2 protein-coding genes are annotated in these 1,245 nt (G+C 64.8%); both read right to left on the bottom strand.

Features of this window, described 5'->3' with window-relative positions:
- The coding region (locus tag CKO31_RS26575) for a hypothetical protein (RefSeq protein ID WP_207148124.1) at positions 1–216 on the bottom strand (216 nt) is incomplete at its 3' end.
- 31 nt (positions 217–247) lie between these two features.
- A partial coding sequence (selD, locus tag CKO31_RS25925) for a selenide, water dikinase SelD (protein ID WP_200243757.1) occupies positions 248–1,245 on the bottom strand: 998 nt, incomplete at its 5' end.

Here is a 1,245-nt window from a genome sequence, read left to right as displayed (position 1 = left end):
GTCCACCACCAGCACCTCGGTCGTAGGGATCCGGCAACCGTCAAGATCCCTGAGCGTGATCCCAATATGCGCGGCCTCGTCGAGTGCAGGAACGATGACGGAGAGACGTGGCTGCCCGCCTCTGTCGACTCGGCCAGGGCGTGCACTCAGCTCATTACCCACTGCCGCCTTGCCTTCCTCTGCCGGCGCGCGCGTCTGCTCCGCGACAGCAAACATAGAAATGACCGTGATGCCCAGCTCGGGCGCGTCAGCATGCCACCAAGATCGGCGCCAACCGATCACTTTTTGGCTGTACGGTACCGATGATCGCCGTGAGCGGATAGCCCGAACGGCGCAGCATCTCGACACATGCCTCGGCGGAGGACTCGGGCACACTCGCTAACAAGCCTCCCGCGGTCTGTGGATCGAAGAGGAGGGGGTATCGTGGGTCGGGCGTGACGCTTTCTAGATCGTGGATCGCCCGCCGGAGGCGAACGTTCTGGGGTTGCAACGAGCTGGTAATCCCGGACGACACGGTCTCCACCGCCCCCGCGAGCAGAGGGACAGCGTCGAGATGGAGCTCGGCCTCCACTTGTGCGGGCTTGGTCATTTCGACCAGGTGGCCCAGTAAGCCGAACCCAGTCACATCGGTGCAGGCCGTGCACCCGTGCTGATGCAGGCACTGTGCGGCGGTACGATTGGACTGCAGCATCGCGCAGAGCGCCTCCTGAATCCACGGCCCCTTCGCCTTGTGACGCATATCGGCGGCGAACAGGGCGCCTGTTCCGAGCGGCTTGGTGAGGATCAGGCGGTCTCCCGGCTGCATGCCGCCTTTGCGCAAGATCTGCTCCCGGTCCACCAGACCGTTGATGGCGAAGCCCAGCGCCAGCTCGGCCCCCTCCCCGGTGTGCCCACCGACCAGGGACGTGTCGGCATCATTGAGCACTTCGAGGGCGCCGGTCAGCAGCTGAGTCAAGGTGTCCTCCACCTTGGACTCGAGCCCGTACGGCAGGGTGGCGACGGCGAGCGCGGTCTGACCCTCGGCCCCCATCGCGAAGATGTCGCCTAAGCTATGATTCGCCGCGATCTTTCCGAACAGATAGGGATCATCGATCATGGCGCGGAAGAAATCCACGGTGTGCACCATGACCTGGCCGGGCGGCACCGAGACCACGGCGGCGTCATCGGGTGCATGAAGCCCCACCAGCACATCGTCTCGCGCTACCGGCTCGAGCCGACTCAATGCCCGCGACAACAGCGTGCTGC

Origin of the sequence: Thiohalocapsa halophila (assembly GCF_016583825.1) — a bacterium.
Taxonomy (GTDB): domain Bacteria; phylum Pseudomonadota; class Gammaproteobacteria; order Chromatiales; family Chromatiaceae; genus Thiohalocapsa; species Thiohalocapsa halophila.
This window is presented reverse-complemented; position numbering and strand designations above follow the sequence as displayed.